This is a genomic window from Gallibacterium genomosp. 1, assembly GCF_001678575.1.
Taxonomy (GTDB): domain Bacteria; phylum Pseudomonadota; class Gammaproteobacteria; order Enterobacterales; family Pasteurellaceae; genus Gallibacterium.
This window is the reverse complement of record NZ_JTJP01000020.1, coordinates 1-16,396: the sequence shown is the minus strand read 5'-3', so window position 1 is coordinate 16,396 and position 16,396 is coordinate 1. Positions and strand designations below refer to the sequence as shown.

The following is a 16,396-nucleotide window of genomic DNA, read 5'->3' as shown; positions in this document are numbered from 1 at the left end:
CTTAATTCCTAATCTATTTATAAATATATGAATTTACAATATTTTCTAACATTTCTTGACGACCTGAAACTGGTTTTGGTGCAATTTCATTGTTCATTATGTATCCAGCAAGATCTGCTAATGAAAGTTTACCTTTAAGAATATCCTGACCGAATTGAGTATTCCATCCGGCATAACGTTCATCTTTTAATACTTGTAAACGATCATTTTCAATCATATCCGCTGCAATCAATAGTGAATGAGCCAACACATCAATTCCACCAATATGTGCGTGCATTAAATCATAACGATCAATACTTTGGCGTCGAATCTTCGCATCAAAGTTAAAACCACCAGTGCCTAATCCACCCGCCTTCAAAATTTCATAAATCACTAATGCATTTTCTTCAACACTGTTCGGGAATTGATCAGTATCCCAGCCTAATTGTGCATCACCTCTATTTGCATCAATTGAACCTAAAATACCTAAAGCAGCTGCAGTTGCCACTTCGTGTTGGAAAGTATGCCCAGCTAAAGTTGCGTGATTTGCTTCAATGTTCACTTTAATTTCATTTTCTAAACCAAATTGTTTTAAGAAGCCGTAGACTGTCGCCACATCATAATCATATTGATGTTTTGTCGGTTCTTGTGGTTTAGGTTCAATTAATAATGTACCTTTAAAACCAAGTTTATGTTTATTTTCCACCACAAGTTGCATAAAGCGCCCTAATTGTTCACGTTCACGTTTCAAATCTGTATTAAGAAGTGTTTCATAGCCTTCACGACCACCCCACAACACATAATTTTCACCACCTAATTTCTGTGTTGCTTTCATCGCATTGAAAACTTGTGTTGCTGCGCAAGCAAACACTTCCGGATTAGGATTGCTGGCTGCACCAGACATATAACGTTTATTGGTAAAACAATTTGCAGTACCCCATAATAATTTAATACCGGTTTCTTCCTGTTTTTGAGCCAATAAATCTACAATAGTAGAAAAATTATAAACATATTCTTTAAATGAATTGCCTTCCGGTGCAATATCCACATCGTGGAAACAGTAATATGGAACACCCAATTTTTTAATAAATTCAAATGCAATATTCGCTTTTTCTTTTGCTGCATCTAATTCTGTCGGATTTTTTTGCCAAGGACGATCCAATGATGCTGTACCGAACATATCAGTACCGTTCCAACAGAAAGTATGCCAATAACAAACTGCCAAACGAAGATGTTCTGCCATTGTCTTACCTAAAACAACACGATTTGCATCATAAAAACGATAAGCGAACGGATTAGTTGATTGTGTACCTTCATATTTTACTTGGTCAATTTGATCGAAATATGTTGTCATTTTTTATTCTCCTTGCTGAGTTAATTAAATTAATGAGCAAAGAGTAAAACCGAAAAATATCTCCTTCAATTACGTTATTTCTTTTTGCTATTTAGATAATTGTTTTTTGTGATAAAGCTCACATTCTTGTTTTACCTCACAATTTTTCAATATTGTGAGAGTTATCACAGAAACGAAAAAACGTAATCGAAAAACAAAATTTATAAATTGTTCTACCTACTGAAATTAGCAATAGTAATAACCGTTGTATTCCTAATCCTTTTAAATTACGAGGTGAATCATATGAAATTGAAAAAAACTTTATTATCCGTTGCACTTATTTTGGGTTGTATGAGTGGAATATCAAATGCTAAAGATTTAACTATTGGAATGTCTATTGATGATTTACGTTTAGAACGCTGGCAAAAAGACAGTTCGATCTTCAGCAAGAAAGCAGAAGAATTAGGTGCAAAAGTATTTGTACAATCCGCAAATGGTGATGATGCAGTTCAAATTTCGCAAATCGAAAATATGATTAATAGAAATGTCGATGTATTAGTCATTATTCCTCATAACGGTGATGTATTAAGTAACGTTATTGAAGAAGCCTCACGTTCAGGAATTAAAGTTCTTGCTTATGATCGTTTAATAAATAATGCCAATATTGATTTTTATGTTTCATTTGATAATGAAAAAGTGGGGGAATTACAGGCATCAAGTTTGGTGGAATTAAAACCTAGCGGAAATTATTTTTTAATGGGTGGCTCACCTGTTGATAATAATGCAAAACTCTTCCGAAAAGGTCAAATGAAGATTATTCAACCTTTAGTAGATAAGGGTGATATTAAAATTGTCGGAGATCAATGGGTTGATTCTTGGCTTCCTGAAAAAGCATTACAAATTATGGAAAATGCTTTAACTGCCAATAACAACAAAATTGATGCCGTTGTTGCTTCCAATGATGCAACTGCCGGTGGTGCAGTACAAGCGTTACAAGCACAAGGTTTAGCTGGGAAAGTAGTGATTTCTGGACAAGACGCAGACCTTGCTGGGATTAAACGTATTGTTGCTGGCACACAAACTATGACTGTTTATAAACCAATTAGTAAATTGGCAAATACAGCTGCTGAAATTGCCGTTAAATTAGGAAAAAATGAAAAAATCGAAAGCAATGCAGTATTAAATAATGGTCTTAAAGACGTACCTTCATATTTATTAACGCCTATTGTTGTAACTAAAGATAATATTGATGAAACTGTTATTAAAGATGGTTTTCACACTAAAGAAAGTGTTTATAAGTAATTATTTTTGAGGGAGTTTTCTCCCTCATTTTATTTTAAGGTGGTTTCTATGGACATATTATTAGAAATGAAAGGAATAGTGAAAAAATTCGGCGATGTTAAGGCGCTGGATAATATCTCTATTTCTGTTTCTCCCGGAGAAATACTTTCTCTTTGTGGAGAAAATGGTTCCGGAAAATCAACACTAATGAAGGTTCTTTGTGGTATTTATCCTTATGGCGATTACGAAGGAGATATTTATTTTTCTGGTGAATTGCTAAAGTCAAAAAATATTAAAGATACAGAGAGTAGAGGTATTGCAATCATTCACCAAGAGCTTGCTTTAGTAAAAAATATGACCATTATGGATAATATTTTTCTTGGTAATGAAATTACTAAATATGGTATTGCTGATGAAAATGAAATGTACCTTCGCTGCCAAAAAATGTTATCTCAAGTACAATTAAATGTTGATCCCTATACTGTAGTGAATGAGTTAGGTTTAGGCGAGCAACAATTAGTTGAAATAGCAAAAGCACTAAATAAAAATGTACGTTTATTAATTTTAGATGAGCCAACAGCTTCCCTCACTGAAAAAGAAACTGATATTCTGCTTGATCTTATTCGTAATTTAAAAGCGCATAATATCGCTTGTATTTATATTTCCCATAAATTGAATGAAGTAAAAGCAATTTCCGATAAAATTTGTGTTATTCGTGACGGTACACATATCGGTACTCGTTCAGCAAAAGAGATGAGTGAAGACGATATTATTACAATGATGGTTGGTCGTGAGATTACTTCGTTATATCCGCACGAAAATCACGATATTGGTGAAGAAATTCTATCAGTAAACAATCTGACTGCTTGGCATCACGTCAATACTCATATTAAACGTGTAGATAATGTCAGTTTCCAATTACACAAAGGTGAAATTCTTGGTATTGCCGGTTTAGTCGGTTCAGGCAGAACTGAAATCGTTCAATGCATTTTCGGTGCATATCCCGGTAAATTCCAAGGTGAATTTAAACTTAACGGTGAAACTGTAAAACATAATAGCTGCGCCGATGCGATTAAAAACGGCATTTTTATGGTGCCGGAAGATCGCAAGCGCCACGGAATTATCCCAATTATGGGAGTGAATAAAAATATCACCTTATCTGCCCTAGCAAAATATTGTCACGCCAACGTGATTAATGAAGCGTTGGAAGAAACCATCATTCAACAATCTATTCAGGAATTAAAAGTAAAAACACCTAGTCCCGACCTTGCAATTGCCCGTTTAAGCGGCGGTAACCAACAAAAAGCAATTTTAGCCAAAGCATTGTTACTTAATCCTAAAATTCTGATTCTCGATGAACCGACTCGTGGTATTGATGTTGGTGCAAAATATGAAATTTATAAATTAATCAATGAATTAGCTAAGAAAGGTGTTGCTATTATCGTCATTTCATCTGAATTACCGGAAGTGTTGGGTATCAGTGATCGTGTTTTAGTAATGCATCACGGAAAATTAAAAGGCAATTTAATTAATCATCAACTTACGCAAGAAAAAGTAATGGAAACCGCACTCAAGGAGTAGTCTATGAAAAACCTAAAATCCATTAATTTACAAGTGTATATTATGCTAATTGCGATTATCGTAATTATGCTGTTTTTCTCTTTTGCAACTGATGGTGCTTACCTTAGTGCAAGAAATATTTCTAATCTATTACGCCAAACCTCAATCACCGGTATTCTCGCAATTGGGATGCTTTTTGTCATTATTGCGGCTGAAATCGACCTTTCTGTCGGTTCACTGATGGGATTACTCGGAGGTTTTGCGGCTATTACTAACGTCTGGTGGGGCTGGCCTTTGCCTACAACCATTTTAGCTACATTGATTTTAGGTTTAATCTTCGGTGTTTGGAACGGTTATTGGGTTGCATATCAACGCGTACCTTCATTCATTGTTACCCTTGCCGGATTACTCGCTTTCCGTGGAATTTTAGTCGGGATGACTAACGGCTCCACAGTCTCTCCAACTAGCCAATCAATGAATTTGATCGGTCAAGCTTATATTCCAGATATTTTCGGCTTAACCATCGGTGGTTTAGCAGTATTGGCTTTCATTTTATGGAACAGTCGTCAACGCCACGCTCGACAAAAACTACAGCTTCCAGTGCCAGCATTATCAAAAGATATTCTCACTTATGCTGCACTTGCCGTTTTATTACTAGGTTCAATTTACTTGTTGAATGACTATCGTGGTATTCCATTCCCAGTATTGTTATTGGCGATTCTTGCCGTTATTGGCTACTTTATTTCCAAAAAAACTGCTTTCGGACGCTATATTTACGCGATTGGCGGTAATATTGATGCTGCCAGATTGTCCGGTATCAAAGTAGAAAAAATTAAACTTGCTATCTTTGCAATTAACGGTTTGATGGTTGCGATTGCTGGCTTAATTTTAAGTGCCAGATTAGGTGCCGGCTCGCCATCGGCAGGACAAAATGCGGAATTGGATGCGATAGCCGCTTGTGTTATTGGCGGTGCCAGCCTTGCCGGCGGTGTCGGTAGCATTTTCGGAGTGATTATAGGGGCTTTAATTATCGCTGCATTGGATAATGGTATGAGTATGTTAGACGTTCCAACTTTCTGGCAATATATTGTAAAAGGCGGTATTTTATTACTCGCCGTTTGGGTAGACTCTATCAGCAAGAAAAAAGAGTAATCTTAGCAATAAAAAAATGCGTTGGGTAAATCTCCCAACGCATTTTTATTTGTTATTTGCTTGTTTTTTCTTCTGGAAGAATTAAATTTAAAATTAATGCCAATAATGATCCTACAGTAATGCCTGAACCAAAAATTTCTTTAAAAAATGCTGGTAATTTATCAAGAATTTCCGGTCTGGTGGTAACAGCAAGCCCACAACCGATAGAAATAGCAATAATTAAACCGTTACGTTTTGTTCGTTCCACTTTATCCAACATTTGAATACCAGCAGCAATGATCATCGCAAACATCATCAATCCTGCTCCACCAAGCACAGGTAGTGGAATTGATACAATTAATGCACCGAAGACAGGGAATAATCCGGCTAACACCAGCAATCCGCCGGTCATCGCTACGACATAACGGCTTGCCACACCAGTGAGGGAAATAACACCAATATTTTGTGAGAAAGAGGAAAACGGCGTTGTCGACATAATTGCAGCTAAGGCTGAACCTACCCCATCACAAAGTACACCACGACGTAAATGATCGCCGGTAATTTCCGTTTTTGTCGCATTACCTAAAGCTAAAAAATTACCGCTTGATTCTACAATTGTCACCAGATAAGCAATGCTCATCCCGATAATACCGGAAATTGGAAATGCCAAACCGAAATGTAATGGCTGAGGTAAAGCAAAAATCTGTGCCTGTTTAACGCCATCAAAATTTACCCAACCTAATGCCAACGCTACGCAATATCCGGCAAGCATTCCGATAACAATGGCGGCTGCAGAAAAAATACCTTTTCCCCATTGAACTAAAATTACTACTAATGCCAACACAAAGAATGCCATAGTTAAATTTTCCGGAGTGGCATATTGTGGTTCACCGCGTTGACCACCAGCAAACCAATCCACCGCTACTGGAATTAAACTTAATCCAATCATCGTGACCACAGTGCCTGTCACAACAGGTGGAAATAATTTCCGGATAGAAGGCATAAAGAAACTGCCGATAATCATTACTAAAGAACCAACCAGCGATGCACCTAATATTCCGGCAACGCCATCTTCACTAAAGCCAATCGCTAATGCCGCCGCCACAAAAGTAAAGCTGGTTCCCATTACGCTCGGTAAACGAATGCCGATAGGTCCAACACCTAAACATTGAATAATGGTAACAACACCGGAAATCAGCAACGCTGCATTTACCAAAACAATAGTATCTGCGGTCGGTAACTGCAACACATTTCCAATTACCAACGGCACTGCGATAATACCACCTAATGCGGCTAATAGATGTTGTGCCGCTAACAATAAACCTAAACCGAAAGGCGGTTTATCTTCCACGTTAAAAAGGAGCTGATTGTTCATAATTCCTCAAGAGTAATGTAAAAAATGGTTGGGATTATAGACTTGTATTATTTGATAAGCAAACGTTTGCGTAAATTTAATAAAAATAGGTTACTGCGACAGTTTTTAATATGTATATAATAGTCATCTTTAAAAACATCAAGGAGCAGTATTTATGCAACAAAAATTAATCGCTTATAAAACAATGCCTGTTTGGACAGCAAAAACTTTACCGGCAATGTTTCAAGAAAAACACAATACAAAAGTCGGCACTTGGGGACAACTTCGTGTATTGAAAGGAAAACTTAAATTCTATGAACTTACTGAAGAAGGCGAAGTCATTAAAGAACACCTTTTTACAGCAGAAAGCGACATTCCTTTAGTCGAGCCTCAAGCTTGGCATCGTGTTGAAGCCGTTTCTGAAGATCTCGAATGCCAGCTCTCTTTCCTTTGCCGCCCTGCTGATTATTTCAGTAAAAAATATAATATGACAGCTACACATTCTGAAGTGAAAGCTGCCAGCGAAATGCTCTCTCCTTGTAAAGTCTTGGATTTAGGTTGCGGACAGGGGCGTAACAGCCTTTATTTAAGTTTATTGGGTTATGACGTAACCTCTTGGGATCATAATCCGAACAGCCTACAATTTTTGGCAGAAACAGCACAAAAAGAGCAATTAAATATTAAATCTGCACTTTATGATATTAATTCAGCCAACATTCAGGAAAATTATGACTTTATCGTTTCTACCGTTGTTTTTATGTTCCTAAATGCACAAGCGGTGCCGAATATCATTGAAAATATGCAACAACACACTAATGTCGGTGGTTATAATCTGATCGTTGCCGCAATGGATACTGCTGATGCACCTTGCCCAATGCCATTCTCCTTCACATTCAAAGAAGGTGAGTTACGCCGTTATTATCAAAGCTGGGAGTTAGTAAAATATCGAGAAGAAATGGGTGAACTACACAAAACTGATGCCAACGGCAACCGTATTAAAATGAAATTTGTCACAATGTTGGCAAAGAAAACCGCTTAATTCTACTTTGGAATTTTCACATTTTGCCAAGCGTGCTAGACTAAATAAAATTTTAAGGAGACACTATGCGCGTTTGGCAAAAATCTATTCTAAAAAACATTCTTTTTGTTAGCAGTATTATTTCCTCTTTTTCTCTGTTTGCTGCTTCCGAACAACTACAACAATTATCAAAAAGTGAGTTTAAACAGACGTTCAATGTACAAAATGGTACAGTGATTCGCCAACAATATCAGGATATAATGCAGCTTCTCAGCGGGGAAGTGAGTGAAACCACGATTACTTTCGTTCGCCAAATGCTGCCTACTATTGCACAATATCCGCTTGCACCTTATGTTGATTATCGTCTATTCAATAAACAGTCATTGATTACACCGCAACAATTAAAACTGTTTATCCAACAAAATCCCAACTTTCTATTAAATGATAATTTAATAGATCTTTTTTATAAAAAAGCATTTCAACAGCAAGCTTGGCAACTTTTATTGGATAACAAAACATCTTTTCCTGCTAAAACAACGGCTCAACAATGCATTCAATTACTAGCTACACAAAAAACGAGCAACATATCAAAAGAACTTGATCTTCTTTGGCAAGATACGGAAAAACTTTGGTTAAGTGGGGAAAATTTACCATCACAATGTGATCAACTTTTCCAACTTTGGCAACAGTCAGGAAAATTATCAGATCAACTAATCTTACAACGTGCCGAATTGGCTTTAAAATCACAAAATAAAAATCTTATTCGTTATTTACAACGGCTCACAAATAATATTGATTTACAAAAACAGCTACAACAATGGGCAGATCTAATTAGCAATCCGCAACAATTAATTGTGATGCAGTCAAATTTACCCCACTCCACGACAAATAAACAATTACTATTGGAGATTTATCCTCGCTATTTAAGTTTTTTCTCTGAACAAAGCCTGAATCTATCTCAAATACAACAACAAATTGAGGATTTGCAGAAAAATTGGCAACTTACAATACAAGACCTTAATTTACTCTATAAAGCAGTTTTACAACGTTTTTTTGATAATAAACAGCCAGAATGGCAACAATGGCGAGATCAAAAACTAACGCAGTTAAAAGATGGTCGCTTAATTGAACGCCGTATCAGACTGGCAATTCGTCAACAACAGCCATTACAAAATTGGTTGGATCAATTATCTCCTGACAAAATAAATCAAGATGAATGGCAATATTGGATTGCTTGGCAGTTACAAAAAAATGATAAACAGCAAGAAGCAGAAAAAATTTTACAAAATCTAAGTCGGAAACGTGGTTTTTATGCTTTATTGTCGGCACAAACATTGAATATCGATTATCAACCGGCAATGCAGGATCTTCCCCAACCGATCAGTTTTGATGATTTATGGCAAGATCAAAAAATTGCCACCATTTTATCTCGTGTAATTGAATTAAGGAATTTCCAATATCTAGATGATGCCTACAGTGAGTGGCTATTTTTGCTAAATTTAGCAACCGCACAACAACAGCTATTATTAGCAGAATATGCCTTACAGCAGCAATGGTATGATCTCACTGTTACCGCCACCATCAAAGCTAAAGCGTGGGATTATTTACGATTACGGTTACCATTGGCTTATCTTGACTGGTTTAGCATCAATATGGCTGACAAAACGATCAGCAATAGTTTTGCAATGGCTATTGCACGCCAAGAGAGTGCTTGGCGACCAAATGTACGCTCATCCGCTAACGCAATTGGTTTAATGCAATTACTGCCTAGTACCGCCAAAGCTACTGCTCAACAGACAAATTATAGCATTCAACGTGCTAATAATTTAACCGATCCATTAGGAAATATTCTTTTAGGTACAGCACATTTGCAACAACTTGCCCAAAAATACGGCAATAACCGTTTATTAATTGCTGCCGCCTATAATGCCGGTGCTAATCGGGTTGATCGTTGGCTAAACGAAAATGGAGGTAAGCTTTCAATGGCAGAATTTGTTGCCTCAATCCCTTTTTATGAAACCAGAAATTATGTCCAAAATGTTGTAAGTTATGACTATTACTACCAACTACTTCTAAAACAGGAGCTAAAAAAATTCAGCAAAACTGAAACTGATCGATTATACTAATCATACTAGTTTAATAGTAAATGAAAGGAGTAAGTTATGTATATCAGTCGTGATCTCGAACGATGGCAAGAATTAATCACCTTTTTACGACAAGGATTCGCCTCAGGGAAAGAGCAGGAAGTGCTGATGATGTTATTAACCCCTGATGAAAGAGATTCACTCGGATTACGCCTACAAATTGTTAAACAGCTATTAGAAAAAAAATCATCACAACGTGAAATTCAACAAAATTTGAACACGAGCGTTGCTACCATTACGCGAGGTTCAAACTTAATTAAGAGTATCGAACCTGATTTTCTACAATGGGTCAAAGCACAATTAGATGTTCAAAATTAAGTTTTGTTTTTCTCAATCCTGCTATCCCCGACTTACTAAGTTAGTGCTTAGTATTATTGTATTTTTTGTCTGTTGCATTCTGATATTTCGTGTTGTTCCAATTCCTTTTTCATCTTATATGCTGCAACAAGCCGTACAAAACAGTTTTAACAGCCACTATCACACTCGTCATCAGTGGGTCAGTCTTGATCAAATTGCACCTTCAATGCAACTTGCCGTTATCGCCGCAGAAGATCAAAAATTTCCTAAACATTGGGGCTTTGATCTTGATGCCATTGAAAAAGCAATAAAACGTAACCAATCTTCAAAAAGAACTTTTGGCGCTTCTACCATCTCACAACAAACAGCAAAAAATTTATTTCTATGGTCAGATCGAAGCTGGATCAGAAAAGGCTTAGAAATACCGATAACTCTCAGCTTAGAGTTATTTTGGTCAAAAAAACGAATTCTGGAGGTTTATCTCAACATTGTAGAATTTGGTGAAGGTATTTTCGGCGTAGAAGCGGCAAGCCGTTTTTATTTTAATAAAAGCGCCGCTAAACTGACCTCTTCACAAGCGGCATTACTTGCAGCAGTCTTACCTAATCCATTGATTTATAAAGCTAATAAACCATCAAGTTATGTCCAATCCCGCCAACGCTGGATCTTGAGACAAATGCAACAGTTAGGCACTACTTACCTTAAGCAACTTAACTGAAAACATTAGACAAAAATATTCGGTAACCAATTAAAAATAGGGCCTTTAATAAGCCCTATTTCCCTTCCTTTTATGATATTTCAATGAAAATTATGAATTTTCTGATGGATCTACTGTTTCAGAAGAAGTATTAGCTTTATCCTCTTTTGGCGTTTCATCTACTTTCTCTTCTGGTTTAGTTTTTTCCACCCAACCTGCCGGTGGTGTTACTTCCTGACGTTCCATTAATTGCTTAATTTGTGGTTCATCAATTGTTTCATATTTAACTAATGCATCTTTCATAGCGTGAAGAATATCCATATTATCTATCAAGAGCTGTCTTGCACGTTGATAATTACGAGAAACAATATTATGTACTTCTTCATCAATAGTGTGTGCTGTTGCATCCGACATATGTTTAGCTTTCGCCATTGAACGCCCTAAGAATACTTCACCTTCATCTTCAGAATATAAAATTGGGCCTAATTTATCTGAAAATCCCCATTGGGTAACCATATTCCTAGCAATATTCGTTGCCACCTTAATATCATTTGAAGCACCGGTTGATATATTTTCCTCACCATAAATCAACTCTTCAGCAATACGTCCTGCATATAAAGTCGAAAGTTTACTTTCCAACTGTTTCTGACTAATGCTAATTTGATCACCTTCAGGCAAGAAGAAAGTCACCCCTAATGCACGACCGCGCGGAATAATAGTGACCTTATGAACAGGGTCGTGTTCAGGAACTAAATAACCAACAATTGCGTGCCCTGCTTCGTGATAAGCGGTAGATTCCTTCTGTTTATCCGTCATCATCATTGTTCGACGTTCCGGCCCCATATTAATTTTGTCTTTTGCCTTTTCAAATTCCAACATTGTTACTAAACGTTTATTTGTGCGTGCTGCAAACAATGCTGCTTCATTAACCAAGTTTGCTAAATCAGCACCGGAATATCCTGGTGTGCCACGAGCAATAGTCATAGGATCAACATCATTCGCTACTGGAATTTTACGCATATGAACTTTTAATATCTGCTCACGTCCACGCACATCCGGCAAACCAACAACCACTTGGCGGTCAAAACGTCCAGGACGTGTTAATGCTGGGTCAAGCACATCCGGACGGTTAGTTGCCGCAATAACAATCACTCCTTCGTTACCTTCAAATCCATCCATTTCAACTAGCATTTGGTTCAAAGTTTGCTCACGTTCATCGTGTCCACCACCTAAACCAGCACCACGCTGACGACCTACCGCATCAATTTCATCAATAAAAATAAGACAAGGTGCATTTTTCTTCGCTTGTTCAAACATATCACGCACGCGCGATGCACCCACACCAACAAACATTTCAACGAAATCTGAACCGGAAATGGTAAAGAACGGCACTTTAGCTTCACCAGCAATCGCTTTTGCCAATAAAGTTTTACCCGTACCTGGAGGTCCTACCATTAAAATACCTTTCGGAATCTTACCACCCAATTTTTGGAACTTACTCGGATCTCGTAAGAAATCAACAATTTCTCCCACTTCTTCTTTCGCTTCATCACAACCTGCAACATCGGCAAACGTTGTTTTGATCTGTTCCTGCGTCATCATTCTAGCTCGGCTTTTACCAAATTTCAGCGCACCGCCGCCACCGCCTTGCATTTGACGCATAAAGAAAATCCATACTCCGACAAGAAGTAACATCGGGAACCAAGAAATCAAGATTTGTGCCAATAAACCACGTTTTTCAGGTGCGGTACCGGACACTTTAATATCTTTCTTCAATAAATCATCAAGTACTTTATCATCATACAATGGCATTACCGTTTGGTAGGTATCGCCATTTTTCTTGGTCACGGTAATTTCATTGCCATCAAAACGCGTTTCTGAAATTTGGTTGTTACCAATATCGGTAATAAAAGTAGAATAATCAACACCATCTCTAGTATTGCCGGAAAAGCCTTGGAATAGCGTCATCAGCACAATTGCCACAACACTCCAAAGCATAATATTTTTAAGCATATTATTATTTTTCAAGGTAAATCCCCGTTATTTGTGTGTTTAAAAAAACATTATCGTGTGGTTAAAGTTTATAACCCATTGCAACAATATAAACCTCTCGAGAACGATCTCTCGATGCTTCCGGTTTACGCACTTTCACTGTCTTAAATAATGAACGAATTTCTCGTAGATATTCATCAAAACCCTCTCCTTGAAACACTTTCACCACAAAACTACCTTGTGAAGCAAGAACCTGCTTACACATATCTAAAGCTAACTCAACAAGATACATCGCACGAGGAATATCAACCGAAGGCATTCCACTAAAATTAGGTGCCATATCCGACATCACTACGTCCACCTTGTTATCACCAATTTTTTCCAACAATGTATTTAATACTTTTTCTTCACGGAAATCCCCTTGTAAGAAATCAACACCAACAATAGGGTCCATATCTAGAATATCACAAGCAATTACTCTACCTTTTTCACCGATTTGTGTAACAACATACTGTGACCAACCACCCGGTGCAGCGCCAAGATCAACAACAGTCATATTCGGTCTAAACAGCTTATCCGTTTTTTGAATTTCATCTAACTTGAAATAAGCTCTGGAACGCAATTTTTGCTTGTGAGCCTGCTGAACAAATTTATCTTTGAAATGTTCGTTAAGCCAACGTGTAGAACTTGCCGAACGTTTTTTTTTACCCATAATGCTAATATCTGAAAATCAATTGAATTAATACTCTAAAAATACTCGTTACTATATGATGATTAACTCCTAAATTTCAAGGCAAACAAACATAAATTCAGCGAATACTGTAATAGGCTACACAATTATAGACAATTCTAATGAAATTGCCGCTTTATTTATCTTCATTATGCTAATTTCTTTCTATTTCATCCATAAACGTTTAAAATGTAGCACTTTTAATTTACTGAAAAGGGATACTTATGACATTAACATTATCTACAAAACAAAAACAGTATCTGAAAGGTTTGGCTCATCATCTTAACCCTGTAGTTATGCTCGGTGGAAACGGGCTTACAGAAGGTGTCATCGCTGAAATTGATAATGCACTGAATCACCACGAGCTAATCAAAGTAAAAATTTCCGGTGTTGACAGAGAAGATAAAGAACTAGTAGTCGCAGCAATAGAACGTGAAACCGGTGCTTATACGGTACAACGTATCGGACATATTTTAGTACTTTATCGCCCTAGTGACGAACCAACTATCATTTTTCCTAAAAAATAAAAAAAGAGTAGCTTAATCACTTAAGCTACTCAGACTGAACACTTTTATTTTTCTTTTATGCTGTTGGCATCTTATTCCAAGTTGTAAATTCATTCACCTCATAACGATAACTTTGATGGGGTTCTTTTACCTTTTTACCAATAGCAATTAACAATACATCTTCATACCGTTCAGGAATAGAAAATGTAGAACGAAGCTCTTTTGAGTCATAACCAATCATTGGACTCGTATTCCAGCCTTTTTCTTCAGCTGCTAACATAAAACTCATTGCAAAAAGTCCTATATCTAAACTCAGGAAATTCATTATCTTTTGCTGCTCCAATTCCTGATAAAAACCCAAAGGCATTCCAATCATTTGTTGCTTCAGACTTTCTGGTAAAAAACCTTTCTAAACCAAGGTTTCATTCATTTTTTCAACTAATGGTTGTTTGATTGCTTCACGCCAAAATCATCAACACTGCAGAAGCATCCAATACTTGCTTCTAATTAAATGCAATAGGAAATAATTTCTCTTTTGCTGGCTGTTCAGTTAAAACAACAACACGCCACGGTTGAGTGTTAAACGCACTTGGTGCTTTACCCGCCAAAGCAAGCAGTTCTATCAACTCTTCTTGACTAATTTTCACATTAGGATCTAAACAACGGTTAGCGTGACGATTTAATAAAGATGATTCTACACTCATATATATTCCTTAAAATAATATAATCTCTATTCAGTTCTACATTTTTATAACTGTAAGATTAAGTTCTCATTTGGATTAATACTGATTCAGTAAAGAAGCCATTACAATATTTTGTAATGGCTTCAAGAGTATTGAAATATTGCTACAGCAATAATTTCTTATTTTAGATAGCTAGCTAACAATTCTGCTTTATCCGTACATTCCCAAGGGAATTGTTCACGTCCAAAGTGACCATATGCAGCAGTCTGGCGATAAATTGGCTGAATAAGATCTAACATTTTGATTAAACCATACGGACGTAAATCAAAATGTTCACGTACCGCATCAACCAATACTTCATTATCAACTTTTCCTGTTCCGAAGGTATCAATCATAATTGATGTCGGTTCAGCCACACCTATAGCATAAGATAATTGAATTTCGCAACGATCCGCCAATCCAGCTGCTACAATATTTTTAGCAACATAACGTGCTGCATATGCCGCTGAACGGTCAACTTTTGACGGATCTTTGCCAGAAAATGCACCACCGCCGTGACGCGCTACACCACCATAAGTATCGACAATAATTTTACGTCCGGTTAATCCACAATCTCCCATAGGTCCACCAATCACAAAGCGACCAGTTGGATTAATAAAGTATTTAGTATTTGCTGACAACCATTGCTCAGGTAATACTGGTTTAATAATTTCTTCCATAATACCTTCACGTAAATCTTTATCACTAACGTTATCTGCATGCTGACTTGAAAGGACAACTGTATCAATGCCTTGGATCTTTCCATTCTCATAGATAAAAGTAATTTGGCTTTTTGCATCAGGGCGCAACCAAGGCAAAACACCACTACGACGCACTTCAGCTTGTTTTTCCATTAAACGGTGAGCATAAGTAATTGGAGCCGGCATTAGTACTTCTGTTTCATTAGTTGCATAACCAAACATTATTCCTTGATCACCTGCGCCTTGCTCTAATGGATTTTCCCTATCTACTCCTTGATTAATATCGGATGACTGTTTACCAATCCCATTCAATACAGCACAAGAATGACCATCAAATCCCATTTCTGAAGAAGTGTAACCAATATCACAAATTACTTGACGAGCAAGATGCTCAATATCCACCCATGCTGATGTTGTAATTTCACCACCAATTAAAGCCATACCTGTTTTAACATAAGTTTCACAAGCGACTCGTGCTTTTGGATCTTGTTCTAAAATTGCATCTAAAACAGCATCTGAAATCTGATCTGCGATTTTATCTGGATGTCCTTCAGAAACAGATTCAGAAGTGAATAAATATTTTGACATGAAAATTCCTTATCAATAACTACCAATATTAAAAATAAAAAAGAAAAAATAGATGTTTTTACTTCTAGACGGCTATAATACGCTTTAATCGTTATTTGACAAGTAATTTTTTATTTTTCTTAAAAATAAAGCTTGATAAGTTATTTAACATTTACTGCTATTGTTTATAGTGAGATTAAACAACCAAATCTGATATATTCAGATTTTCTATATAAGCCGTGCTGATTAGACAAAAACATCTTACTTTAATACCATAGATGTCTATTGATATAGGTCTAACTTAAAAAGTTTATTTCCCCGTTTATCTCACCTTTCTCAAAGCAAGCACTTTAATGTAAAACAACATAAAAAAAACGCTAACCT

General features: G+C 36.7%; 15 protein-coding genes. 8 read left to right on the top strand and 7 right to left on the bottom strand.

From position 1 onward, the window contains the following. Positions 1-13: 13 nt before the first annotated feature. Positions 14-1,333 carry a xylose isomerase gene (gene xylA / locus QV04_RS05160; protein ID WP_065233269.1) on the bottom strand — a complete coding sequence of 440 codons (1,320 nt, stop codon included), beginning with the start codon at positions 1,331-1,333 and terminating at the stop codon, positions 14-16. Between the two features lie 282 nt (positions 1,334-1,615). On the opposite strand from xylA, the gene xylF reads away from it, so the two are divergent. The 3 genes from xylF to QV04_RS05145 are packed head-to-tail and all read left to right on the top strand — an operon-like array spanning position 1,616 to position 5,305. Continuing rightward, positions 1,616-2,614, top strand: coding sequence for a D-xylose ABC transporter substrate-binding protein (gene xylF / locus QV04_RS05155; RefSeq protein ID WP_065233268.1), 999 nt, complete (start codon positions 1,616-1,618; stop codon positions 2,612-2,614). Positions 2,615-2,662: 48 nt separating this feature from the next. Next, positions 2,663-4,174 carry a xylose ABC transporter ATP-binding protein gene (locus tag QV04_RS05150; protein WP_065233267.1) on the top strand — a complete coding sequence of 504 codons (1,512 nt, stop codon included), beginning with the start codon at positions 2,663-2,665 and terminating at the stop codon, positions 4,172-4,174. 3 nt (positions 4,175-4,177) lie between these two features. Continuing rightward, positions 4,178-5,305: a sugar ABC transporter permease gene (locus tag QV04_RS05145; RefSeq protein WP_039136122.1), complete on the top strand. Its 1,128-nt coding sequence runs from the start codon at positions 4,178-4,180 to the stop codon at positions 5,303-5,305. A 52-nt stretch (positions 5,306-5,357) separates the two neighbouring features. Here the strand turns inward: QV04_RS05145 and QV04_RS05140 are convergent, their stop codons facing one another. Further along, entirely contained in the window at positions 5,358-6,659 is a 1,302-nt protein-coding gene (locus QV04_RS05140; RefSeq protein WP_065233266.1) for a nucleobase:cation symporter-2 family protein, read from the bottom strand. Between the two features lie 154 nt (positions 6,660-6,813). On the opposite strand from QV04_RS05140, the gene tehB reads away from it, so the two are divergent. The 4 genes from tehB to mtgA all read left to right on the top strand — a co-directional run bounded on the left by tehB (position 6,814) and on the right by mtgA (position 10,815). Then, complete coding sequence (tehB, locus tag QV04_RS05135) at positions 6,814-7,677, top strand: SAM-dependent methyltransferase TehB (protein WP_065233265.1); 864 nt, start codon at positions 6,814-6,816, stop codon at positions 7,675-7,677. A 65-nt stretch (positions 7,678-7,742) separates the two neighbouring features. Further along, positions 7,743-9,782, top strand: a complete 2,040-nt coding sequence (locus tag QV04_RS05130) for a transglycosylase SLT domain-containing protein (protein WP_065233264.1) — start codon at positions 7,743-7,745, stop codon at positions 9,780-9,782. A gap of 36 nt (positions 9,783-9,818) precedes the next feature. Beyond that, positions 9,819-10,118, top strand: a complete 300-nt coding sequence (gene trpR, locus QV04_RS05125) for a trp operon repressor (protein ID WP_039081146.1) — start codon at positions 9,819-9,821, stop codon at positions 10,116-10,118. Next, on the top strand, positions 10,105-10,815 hold the full coding sequence (gene mtgA / locus QV04_RS05120) for a monofunctional biosynthetic peptidoglycan transglycosylase (RefSeq protein ID WP_065233263.1): 711 nt from the start codon (positions 10,105-10,107) through the stop codon (positions 10,813-10,815). Before trpR ends, mtgA begins: the two co-directional genes overlap by 14 nt. 90 nt (positions 10,816-10,905) lie before the next feature. Here mtgA and ftsH read toward each other — a convergent pair whose 3' ends face one another. After that, entirely contained in the window at positions 10,906-12,807 is a 1,902-nt protein-coding gene (gene ftsH / locus QV04_RS05115; RefSeq protein WP_065233274.1) for an ATP-dependent zinc metalloprotease FtsH, read from the bottom strand. A 61-nt stretch (positions 12,808-12,868) separates the two neighbouring features. Next, a complete protein-coding gene (gene rlmE / locus QV04_RS05110; protein ID WP_065231217.1) occupies positions 12,869-13,498 on the bottom strand; it encodes a 23S rRNA (uridine(2552)-2'-O)-methyltransferase RlmE in 630 nt (209 codons plus the stop codon). Positions 13,499-13,740: 242 nt separating this feature from the next. Here rlmE and yhbY point away from each other — a divergent pair, with 242 nt between their 5' ends. After that, positions 13,741-14,043, top strand: a complete 303-nt coding sequence (yhbY, locus tag QV04_RS05105) for a ribosome assembly RNA-binding protein YhbY (RefSeq protein ID WP_039137325.1) — start codon at positions 13,741-13,743, stop codon at positions 14,041-14,043. A gap of 55 nt (positions 14,044-14,098) precedes the next feature. Here the strand turns inward: yhbY and QV04_RS11770 are convergent, their stop codons facing one another. The 3 genes from QV04_RS11770 to metK all read right to left on the bottom strand — a co-directional run bounded on the left by QV04_RS11770 (position 14,099) and on the right by metK (position 16,033). Beyond that, entirely contained in the window at positions 14,099-14,398 is a 300-nt protein-coding gene (locus QV04_RS11770) for a nitroreductase family protein (protein ID WP_231924171.1), read from the bottom strand. A gap of 127 nt (positions 14,399-14,525) precedes the next feature. Next, on the bottom strand, positions 14,526-14,726 hold the full coding sequence (locus QV04_RS11765; protein WP_156539711.1) for a nitroreductase family protein: 201 nt from the start codon (positions 14,724-14,726) through the stop codon (positions 14,526-14,528). 158 nt (positions 14,727-14,884) lie between these two features. Then, positions 14,885-16,033, bottom strand: coding sequence for a methionine adenosyltransferase (gene metK, locus QV04_RS05095; protein ID WP_065231216.1), 1,149 nt, complete (start codon positions 16,031-16,033; stop codon positions 14,885-14,887). Between the last annotated feature and the right edge of the window lie 363 nt (positions 16,034-16,396).

Bases quoted from the DNA above. Each gene is read 5' to 3' on its own strand.
- QV04_RS05140 (WP_065233266.1), bottom strand. From the start codon at position 6,659: ATGAACAATCAGCTCCTTTTTAACGTGGAAGATAAACCGCCTTTCGGT.
- mtgA (WP_065233263.1), top strand. From the start codon at position 10,105: ATGTTCAAAATTAAGTTTTGTTTTTCTCAATCCTGCTATCCCCGACTT.
- rlmE (WP_065231217.1), bottom strand. From the start codon at position 13,498: ATGGGTAAAAAAAAACGTTCGGCAAGTTCTACACGTTGGCTTAACGAA.
- metK (WP_065231216.1), bottom strand. From the start codon at position 16,033: ATGTCAAAATATTTATTCACTTCTGAATCTGTTTCTGAAGGACATCCA.
- yhbY (WP_039137325.1), top strand. From the start codon at position 13,741: ATGACATTAACATTATCTACAAAACAAAAACAGTATCTGAAAGGTTTG.
- QV04_RS11765 (WP_156539711.1), bottom strand. From the start codon at position 14,726: ATGAGTGTAGAATCATCTTTATTAAATCGTCACGCTAACCGTTGTTTA.
- trpR (WP_039081146.1), top strand. From the start codon at position 9,819: ATGTATATCAGTCGTGATCTCGAACGATGGCAAGAATTAATCACCTTT.
- QV04_RS05150 (WP_065233267.1), top strand. From the start codon at position 2,663: ATGGACATATTATTAGAAATGAAAGGAATAGTGAAAAAATTCGGCGAT.
- tehB (WP_065233265.1), top strand. From the start codon at position 6,814: ATGCAACAAAAATTAATCGCTTATAAAACAATGCCTGTTTGGACAGCA.
- ftsH (WP_065233274.1), bottom strand. From the start codon at position 12,807: ATGCTTAAAAATATTATGCTTTGGAGTGTTGTGGCAATTGTGCTGATG.
- xylF (WP_065233268.1), top strand. From the start codon at position 1,616: ATGAAATTGAAAAAAACTTTATTATCCGTTGCACTTATTTTGGGTTGT.
- QV04_RS11770 (WP_231924171.1), bottom strand. From the start codon at position 14,398: ATGATTGGAATGCCTTTGGGTTTTTATCAGGAATTGGAGCAGCAAAAG.
- QV04_RS05130 (WP_065233264.1), top strand. From the start codon at position 7,743: ATGCGCGTTTGGCAAAAATCTATTCTAAAAAACATTCTTTTTGTTAGC.
- QV04_RS05145 (WP_039136122.1), top strand. From the start codon at position 4,178: ATGAAAAACCTAAAATCCATTAATTTACAAGTGTATATTATGCTAATT.
- xylA (WP_065233269.1), bottom strand. From the start codon at position 1,333: ATGACAACATATTTCGATCAAATTGACCAAGTAAAATATGAAGGTACA.